Raw genomic sequence first — 9223 nt, 5'->3', positions numbered from 1 at the left:
AGATCTACACGATTGTCATATCGTCGGCAGCGTCAGATGTGTATAAGAGACAGTAGTAGAGCAGTTCAGTTGGCGCTTTTTCTGTATTGAATGCGAGTCGTAATAACTAATCTAAGCGCGTAACTATTCAGAACGCTGGCACACGGCAAATTAGTCGCACTAACCCACCACTTTTGGCGGAATTTATTTATGGTGCTTAGTCTTAGCGTCCGCAAACTTTGTTCACGATTCACAACTAATCAGCCAACAGTTAGGTTACGACTCCAATCGGTGCAACCGCCACTGGCGAATACAAAATGCGATAAGCCGGTTGAGTAATTCAGCTAATAAGAATCCCAATGCAATCGCACCAGTAATCATAATCACTTGCAACGTGAATGAAACCGCCTCACGATAATTACCCAGCGCAAAGTTACGCACCATCTGATAAGCCTGACTGCCGGGCACGAATGAAACTAAACTCGGAATATTGAAGATAATAGCGGGCATCTTCTTGTAGCGAGCTGCTAAGCTGCTGAGGACGCCAATACCGACCGAGCCAATTAAGCTTCCTAAGACGACCCCACCATCAAAAGCCTGAACAATCAAATAGCCACCCCACGTTAGGGTACCAATCCAGCCCGCAACGTTTAACGCTTGATGCGGAATATTAATAATCAGGCCAAACCCCAGTACCGCAATGTAAGCCAGCACTAATTGTCCAATTGTGCCCATCATGATCCCTCCGAATACCCAGGCTAGTGCCCGTACTTAAAATAATGTAATGACAACGGCGATCCCAAAGCCTAGTGCTGCCGCACTCAGCATCGCTTCCACGCCACGTGCAGGCCCACTGACGAAATTACCAGCCAGAGTATCTCGTACGGCGTTTGTTAATGGCACTCCGGGCACTAGTGGCATCAACGACCCGATAATAATATCATTGACATTGGTTCCCCACCCAATCTGACACACCCATTCCGCGCCAAACCCAATTAGAAGTGCCGCCGTTAACTCGCTCAAAAATTTAATTTTAAGATACCGGTTAAGCAGATAAAAGACCAAGTAACCTAATGTTCCAATAATAACAGTTGGCCACGTATTAACAATTTCCTGACGAAACATAATCATCAAGGGGCCACTGACTAAGGCTGCACCGACCAACTGCAACCACAACGGAAATGAGCGCGAAGCTGCATCTAACTGATTAAGCCGTTGATATAAAGTTGGTAAATCAATGGTCGTAGCCGCAAATTCACGGGATAACTGATTGACCTGTGCCACTTTTTCAAGATCGATCGTTCGCTGGTTAACCGCGGCAATCTGCGTTGCATTACGTCCTTGAATCGACATCATGACACCCGTAATCGTCACGTAGGTATTGGCAGCAACAACCCCCGCATTCTGAGCAATCCGCATCATCGTATCATCTACTCGCGAAATCTCCGAACCATTCTCGACCATGATTTTACCAGCCTTCAAGCAAGTCGCAATAATCATCTCATCGGTTGTCACTGTCATCCCACCCTTTAATAATCAGAATTACATTCTCTAATAATTCTTACTTTAGCCAATGTCTGGCTGTTAGTAAAGCTTTATTTATGATAATTAAGCATCCGCTGCAAAACGACAAAAAACCGGTGATGAGAATTAATTCTCATCACCGGTTTAAGCCATTTAAGCTGTTAATTATGCTTTTGTAACGTTAACTGCTTGTGGGCCACGATCGCTTTCTTCAACGTCGAAGTTTACAGCTTGGCCTTCATCAAGACTCTTGAAGCCGTCTTCTTGGATAGCTGAGAAATGTACGAATACATCGCTACCGTTTTCGCGAGTGATAAAACCAAAACCCTTATCAGCGTTGAACCATTTAACTGTTCCGTGTTCCATAATAAAAAATCCTCCTAGTGCATTTTGCACGTATAAAATAATGTAAATCATGATTCGGTACAAATGGGGATAGTTTATTGAAACGATCTGACCAAAATTACCTAACCAAGCTACAAGAACAATTGTAGCATATTGTTTCTAAAAAGGGTAGCCAAACACCATGATTTCCATGAAATGTTTATGTGATGATAAATGAAACAGAATAACTAACTAACAATTAACAGGTTTGTTCGGAAATAGGTGCCGCATGCTTACTTTACAAAGACATTGTGCGCCGCTTTATAGCTAACTGGGATTTCCTCGCCCGTTTTCTGAATGGAAACGGTAACAGGACCTTCAAATGGATCGTGCTTTAAAACCGTGACCTGCTGTCCAATCTTGAGCGGTGTATCATGCAAATAAACTAATAAATCATGATTATCAATAAATCGCTCAATCGTAACCGTTGTGCCATCCTGCGTATCTGCTAAACTCACATGACTGTCTTCCTGATAATGACCATCCTTATCGGGAATCGCGCCACCATGCGGGCAATGCGTCGGATTGCCTAAAAAGGCTTCCAAAGAATCCACTAGTCGTTCACTGGTCACATGCTCCAGCACTTCCGCTTCCGTATGCACGTCTGGCAAATCATAATCCAATTTATCAACTAAGAAATCTTCCCAGATTCGGTGCTTGCGAACTAACGTTTCAGCGTAGCGAATGCCTTTCTTTGTTAACGAAATCCCAGCATACGGGGTATGCTTAGCCAAGCCTTCCTGAACTAATTTACCGACCATCTCCGTTACAGAGCCGGCCGCGATGTCTAAACTTAAGGCAATTTGCTTATTCGACACCTTTTTTTTCGTACCACCAAGCTCGAAAATAATTTTTAAGTAATCTTCCTTCATGGGGGTCATGAATATTCTTCACCTCAACTAAATAGTTACTTCTGATTCTCTCTAATATAATTCTAACATCTTACTACAATTGAGACACCAGTTCTAGTCTCTAATAACGACAAAGCTTTGAAATAATTGCCTAATCGTGACATAATTAATTGTAGCGCAAAATAACCAATTTGGTTACTAATTTAGAAACGTGCTTGTTCAACTAAGGAGGAACCGCATCGTGAATGATGATGCTCAATTATCAATTACGCAATTGGATAGTTCTTTGCAGCACAAGGCAGTTGAAGACTTTGCCGCATTCTACTTACCACTTTTTGACGCTAACAACCTTGAAATGATGTCCAACTATGATGTTGCCAGCTATATGACAGACATCAATGAACACCTTACTTACGGCCGCTACATGACCAAGGCTCAGCGCTTGAGTGACACCGTTAGTTTTTCATTTACCGCCTACGTCAACTTGATTGATCGACTCGATCAACAATACTTTACTAGTGGTAATCCAGCACTACCATGGAATGAATGGTTAGCCGCCAAGTTTGCTCAAACTGCGACATCTTAACAATTCCTACTTAATTAACGCGCGCTACTCGTGATTATTTCATATAGAAGTAGAATTAATACTAAATGAAAGACAAGCACCACGCGTACTTATAGATTATTTAAAGAGATTGAGTTGATACTCGGTCTCTTTTTTGTTGATAACCACACTGATAGATTACGTTTTAACGTACGAAAGTACAAAAAAGCCCCAAGCTTTCCCGCAGCACTTGGGACCTCTGGTAAATATCATCACCGGGCGATTGAAGACTACTACTAGTTTCAATTACACGTTGTTTTATGCACGATTACTACCTAGTTCTAGCTAGGCATCTCTCAGCGCTTATTCGCGCTCCGTTGTAAATCCTTTTGCAAAGTTAAACTTCAAAACACGACCAACATGACAACGGTCAACCCAGCCATAAGATCGGTTGACGAACGGGAAACTTAAATGCCCAAGTGACTTACCGACATTTACCAACTTAAATTTAACATTAATTAATCGGTTACACAAGCTGAAGGTTGCTAGCGCTCTGACTTAACGGGATAAAGTCGATAATGTGGCGTCTCATCTTGAATATAACAATAAAGCTGTTGTGTCTTCGCTTCGTCAAAATATCCCAACTTGACCATGTGGTGACCATCCCGTTCTTCGATTCCTTGAAAAGCCGTCATCATAAAGATGCGCATCATTTCCATTTGGTTATTATACCCATCGGCCCGCTCGACAGCCGCTGCCAGTGTAAAACCCTCGTCTAACATCATCTTGATAAAATGAACACGCATCAGCATACCATACGAATAACGATGCGTGGTATTCTTCTCACTCACTTTAAGACTATGAATATAATTTTTCTGTTCCCAGTAACGTAGCTGTGTCTGAGAGACGCCGGTCATCTTCGCCAAATCGCTAATTCCGATTGTGAATTGATGCTTACCCAGCTGTTCTTTAAATTTCTTAAAAAATACACCGTCTTCTTGCTTATCCACGGGTCAACCTCTTTTCTAACATTTTCAATACTCAGTATATTATTTTTAATATTAATGTCAAGTTTGTTGACAAAGTCGATAAATCCGATTATATTAGACAACGTACTTTTTTAGAGAGAAGGGATTTACTTGTCAACTCCTGTTGATACGCATGGGAAGCCTTATAACCGTGGCTTGCTCATTGCAGTTTTATTAGTTGGTACTTTTTGTACCGTTCTTAATCAAACGATTTTAACCACTGCCTTCCCAACGTTGATGAAAGATTTCGACATCACAACGTCGACCGTGCAATGGTTAACAACCGGGTTTATGTTAGTCAACGGGATTATGATTCCCGTTAGTGCGTGGTTAAGTTCACGGATTTCCACTAAATGGTTATATCTTTCCGCAATGGCCATTTTCGAAGTGGGTACTATTATCTGTTGGACAGCACCAAACTTTGGCTTCTTATTGGCTGGGCGTTTGATCCAAGCCGTTGGGGTCGGGGTCACCATGCCATTACTTCAAACGATTATGCTATCTATCTTCCCTGCTGATAAGCGTGGGGCTGCCATGGGGACTGCCGGAATTGTTATCGGTTTGGCCCCAGCCATCGGTCCAACCTTATCTGGGTGGGTTATCGACAACTTATCATGGCGTGATTTATTTGGTTTGATCGTTCCAATCGTCGCAATCGTTCTAATCGCTGGCTTCTTCTTCATGGCCAACGTCTTGGAAACGTCTAAGCCAAAATTAGACTTTGCATCCTTGGTACTTTCTACCATTGGTTTTGGGAGCTTACTATACGGCTTTTCATCCGTTGGTGACAATGGCTGGACGTCAACCGTGGTTCTCTCAACTTTAATTATTGGTGTTATCTTCATCATTGGTTTTATTTGGCGTCAATTGACGATGGAAAATCCATTCCTCCAATTACGGGTCTTCAAGCATGCCGAGTTCACAATTGCAGCTATTTTGAGCTCAGTTGCTAACATGGCCATGGTAGGGGCCGAAATGGTTATTCCACTTTACCTGCAAATTATTCATGGTTTCTCCGCCTTTGAATCTGGGCTATCACTATTAGCTGGTGCCCTAATGATGGGGGTTATGAGTCCAATTACCGGCCGGGCCTTTGACCGTTTTGGTGCCAAACGCTTGGCAATTTTAGGGATGTTTTTACTGACAATCGGGACCATTCCATTTGCCTTCATTACTCGTAATACCGCAACGGTTTACATCGTGGTTCTCTATGCCGTTCGGATGTTTGGGATTGCCATGGTCATGATGCCGGCAACTACCGCTGGGATGAACGCCCTTCCCGTTGAACTAATGGGTCATGGGACTGCCGTTAACAACACGACGCGTCAAATCGCTAGTTCCATTGGGACTGCCATCTTGACTTCCGTCTTATCAAACGTTACGGACGCCACAAAACCAGCTCATAGCTTGATTAAGAGCAATCCACTTGGTTATCAGAACAGCTATTTCAACGCAACCTTAAATGGTTACCACGCGGCTTTCTGGGTTGCCGTGGGCTTCTCAGTTGTCGGGCTCGTCGTCGCGTTCTTCATGAAAGGCAAGCAGCATTCCGTTAAGCCAGTAATGAACACTAAGGAGGTGAACGACTAATGATTCTCGTACTACTCGTTGTTAGCGCAATCGCGCTCTTCTTATCATTTATCTACGTTCACCAAAACACATTACGAATCAGCCTATCCGTTATCTTTGCGGCACTCTTAGTGACCTCGATCGTCTTCGTCTCCAAGAATGATGGTCAACATTACGGGATGGTCAAAACAACGACGACCACCACGCAATCATTAAAGTCTGCTGGTAGTAGCAAGCAACTTGATTTATTGCTCTATCAAAGTGTGGGTACCGCTGACAAGCACCGGGTCTATATTTATAAAAAGACCACTAATCAGAAAAAAGTTAGCCATACGACAGCCAGCGTCAAGACTGCTAACCAAGTTAAGACGACGACCGCGACACCTAAGTTAGTTACTAAGACGACACGGTGGACTTATAAGAGTAACGCCATGAAGTTCTGGTTTGGCTTAGCCAACAATGACAAACAGTTGATCAAGCGAACCAACTACTTCTATATCAATAAGAACTGGGTCGTACTTAGCACAACCCAAGCTAAACAATTCAGTAAATTGATGAAGCAACAGCAAGCGACATTAAAAGCGCGTGCTAAAGTCTACGTGACTAATCAGGTCAAGGCCGCAATGGTCAAGAACCCGACAATGAGCAAAGCGCAACTCGCAAAAGTTCAAAAAGCAGCGGCTGCTCAATATCAAGCCAATGCCATTCAGAGCATGCTTAAAACCGTTAAAGCTAGCAAATAACTTGAACTAACAATTAAAAATAGCTGACAAGACCCCGGCATGCCGGGGTCTTTGTTGTCTAAAGATCATCATGGCTTGTCCCCCCCTTTCACTAACGTCTTGCCAAAACTAGCGCCGGCGCCCCAGCGTCAAGACCACACTTATTCAAAATCGATGCGCCGGTTAATTATGCCGGTGGTTTACAAAAAATTCACGTTTCTTTTCTGAAAATGTACACTATCTTTACTAAAACATGATTTTGATGCTTTCGAGCAAATGATACGATTATCACGTACCAAGTTGATTGTTACGATGTCATTAGAAAGTCAGACGTCTAAAGGAATGATTACGTGTACTATCACTCAACATCAGGATTGTTTTGGATCATCATCGCCCTTTTACTTTATATGCTTAGTAAAACAGACCCTAAAAATTTTATAATTAAGCAAATAAGACGATTTGGTTGGCTGATCAACTTGGCTATTCTGACTTACATTATCGTCAGGCAAATTCAGCAACCCACTGGCGTATTACAAATCATGGTCTTAATAGTCATCGGATTTTCAACAATGAGCTCGATTTACGCTCGCTTTAAACATCAGCCTTAATCAACGCTAAGATAAAGGCTTGCCCGTGAGCAACTGGTACTCAGACATGTTCGGCAACAAACTCCACGTAAGAAAACAAGCGTCCACGTTGATCTAATCAACGCGGACGCTTGTTTTTATATCGCCCATAACTGCATTATTAAAACTGTCAGACGATCTTTGGTGATTTTACCGCTGAACGACTAACAACTAGCCGACGCAAACAGCCGGTCGGCCACTGACGGTTGAACAGGTGCCGGGTTGAGTAGGCTCTCGGCGTCATCGTAGTCATCATCATCGTCATATTGATCATCAGTATCATAATCGTCGTCATCAGACTCACTATCAGTATCATCATCGTAATCGTCATCGGATTGGGTTTCGCTGTCATCGGCGTCATCACGATTCGAATCTTCATCGTCATCATCTTCTGAGTAATCCGAATCGCTGTCAGCATCGCTATTAGTATCGGAATCATCGTCGGTATCGTCATTCGAATCCGTATCTTGATCACTCCAATCGTCATCAGCCGAATCCGCGTCGGTGTCGTTCGTGTCATCATTCGAATCAGTCGTTTGCTCATCCCGATCCGAATAATCGTCATTATCGTCGGCCTGATCGGCATATTCGTCATCTAATTCTTCAGCAGCATCATCCACATCACTATCGTCGGCAAAAAGTGCCAAAATGAACCAATCGGGCACATCGTCTAATTCGGCCATGTTCCACTTGTTTTTAGCGGCAGCAATCTTCCGACGTAACGCCGCTGCTCGTTTCGCTTCAGCCGCACTAACTTTCATATTCGTCTTGGCCTTTTTTGCCGCAGTCAATAACTGTTTTACCTTAGCCTTCAACGGTTTCAAATATGGCTTTTTATCCCAGTTGATGGCTGCGCAACGTTTGAGCACGTCCGCTGAATAGTTGCCGTTCTTCACCTTTAACTGTGCTTTAACATCATCTGACAATTGCTGATATTCCTGATAATCACTGGTTACGGTGACTTTCAACTGTTTCAGCTTATTCGTCAAACTTGTTGCCCCGTTCGTAATCTTGACACCCTTATCAACCGTCGTCAGCGCCGTTTTAACTTTTCCGGCCTTCAACTCCGATGTGGTCGTCAAGTAGGCCTGCGTTTGATCCCGGTACGCCTGTGCCTTTTCATCCTTGGGCTTCTGCGCTAGCGCGTTATCAAAATACGTCAGCGCTTTTTGGTATTTATTCTCAGCAACCGCATTTAACCCCTTCTCGATTGACTGCGAATACGCCTTGTTATGGCAGCCAGCTAAACCGACCACCATCAAACATAACAGTATCAATAATGATACCCGGTGCTTCCCCGATTTCATCCCTGCTTCACTATCCTTTTTGGTTGGTATTTATGCTTCAATAAGTATACCGTTAGTCCCTCAATCCTGCTAGCCCATATAAATTAATTTATATTCCGATTGAACATTTAAAAAATAGTGTCCGCTCCAAAACACCAATCAGGACTAATTATGATTAAACCGTGCCGATTAGGTGGATTCCTGTTCGTCAGCCGGTGCACGTCCTATGTCGACCTCCGGGGCTGGGTGACAATTGCTGGAACGTAAGCCGACGTCGATTTGAGCTAACGCATAACCCGCGTCATCTCAAATACGAGTCTTATTCTAAGCCGGAAGCAACCCACTTCCGACTAAGAATAATTTGGCTACTGAGCATTGTCACCCAGCCCCTCCGGTCGGGAAACCGCTCGAATGGCTGATGAACGACCACCTAATTTGGTACAATTAGTCGCTGACTATTTTGATGCTGGAAGTTTAAACAAAGCGCTAGGTGCATTAAGCACTCTGTCAAGAGATTAAATCCTACTACACCGATTCAGGATTAGTGAGCCATCTCAATATTATTTTTAGTCTGACAGTTGATTGACAAAATTACCGTTTATGAAAAGCAACGACCAATTCATCAAAAGTTGGGTACCTCACCGTCTGCCATTCGAATACTATCCCGACTGGAAGGCGTTTTTGACAATGCCCAGTGGTGAAAGTTCACT

Annotated in this window: 9 protein-coding genes; 3 read left to right on the top strand and 6 right to left on the bottom strand. The window is 43.4% G+C overall.

Annotation, left to right across the window (positions count from 1 at the left end; all coding sequences use genetic code 11):
* Positions 1 to 255: 255 nt before the first annotated feature.
* The 4 genes from MMY95_RS09865 to MMY95_RS09850 form a co-directional block, all read right to left on the bottom strand.
* Positions 256 to 717 (bottom strand): threonine/serine exporter family protein, encoded by a 462-nt coding sequence (locus MMY95_RS09865; protein WP_003641229.1) that lies wholly within the window; start codon positions 715 to 717, stop codon positions 256 to 258.
* Between the two features lie 33 nt (positions 718 to 750).
* On the bottom strand, positions 751 to 1500 hold the full coding sequence (locus MMY95_RS09860; RefSeq protein ID WP_003641228.1) for a threonine/serine exporter family protein: 750 nt from the start codon (positions 1498 to 1500) through the stop codon (positions 751 to 753).
* A 168-nt stretch (positions 1501 to 1668) separates the two neighbouring features.
* Positions 1669 to 1869, bottom strand: a complete 201-nt coding sequence (locus MMY95_RS09855; RefSeq protein ID WP_003641227.1) for a cold-shock protein — start codon at positions 1867 to 1869, stop codon at positions 1669 to 1671.
* A gap of 251 nt (positions 1870 to 2120) precedes the next feature.
* A complete protein-coding gene (locus MMY95_RS09850) occupies positions 2121 to 2768 on the bottom strand; it encodes a metal-dependent transcriptional regulator (protein WP_003641226.1) in 648 nt (215 codons plus the stop codon).
* A gap of 211 nt (positions 2769 to 2979) precedes the next feature.
* On the opposite strand from MMY95_RS09850, the gene MMY95_RS09845 reads away from it, so the two are divergent.
* Positions 2980 to 3324, top strand: coding sequence for a hypothetical protein (locus MMY95_RS09845; protein ID WP_003644081.1), 345 nt, complete (start codon positions 2980 to 2982; stop codon positions 3322 to 3324).
* 503 nt (positions 3325 to 3827) lie between these two features.
* On the opposite strand, the gene MMY95_RS09840 is transcribed toward MMY95_RS09845, so the two are convergent.
* Entirely contained in the window at positions 3828 to 4292 is a 465-nt protein-coding gene (locus MMY95_RS09840) for a MerR family transcriptional regulator (protein WP_003641224.1), read from the bottom strand.
* Positions 4293 to 4421: 129 nt separating this feature from the next.
* Here MMY95_RS09840 and MMY95_RS09835 point away from each other — a divergent pair, with 129 nt between their 5' ends.
* Positions 4422 to 5900 carry an MDR family MFS transporter gene (locus MMY95_RS09835; RefSeq protein WP_003641223.1) on the top strand — a complete coding sequence of 493 codons (1479 nt, stop codon included), beginning with the start codon at positions 4422 to 4424 and terminating at the stop codon, positions 5898 to 5900.
* Positions 5900 to 6622 (top strand): DUF4811 domain-containing protein, encoded by a 723-nt coding sequence (locus tag MMY95_RS09830; protein ID WP_003641222.1) that lies wholly within the window; start codon positions 5900 to 5902, stop codon positions 6620 to 6622. Before MMY95_RS09835 ends, MMY95_RS09830 begins: the two co-directional genes overlap by 1 nt.
* A 769-nt stretch (positions 6623 to 7391) precedes the next feature.
* On the opposite strand, the gene MMY95_RS09825 is transcribed toward MMY95_RS09830, so the two are convergent.
* Positions 7392 to 8534 (bottom strand): hypothetical protein, encoded by a 1143-nt coding sequence (locus tag MMY95_RS09825; protein ID WP_104795583.1) that lies wholly within the window; start codon positions 8532 to 8534, stop codon positions 7392 to 7394.
* Positions 8535 to 9223: the final 689 nt, after the last annotated feature.

Source organism: Lactiplantibacillus sp. ME-2, from assembly GCF_022549155.1.
GTDB classification, from domain to species: domain Bacteria; phylum Bacillota; class Bacilli; order Lactobacillales; family Lactobacillaceae; genus Lactiplantibacillus; species Lactiplantibacillus plantarum.
Note: the sequence above shows the minus strand (reverse complement) of the source record. Positions and strands in the feature narration are given on the sequence as shown.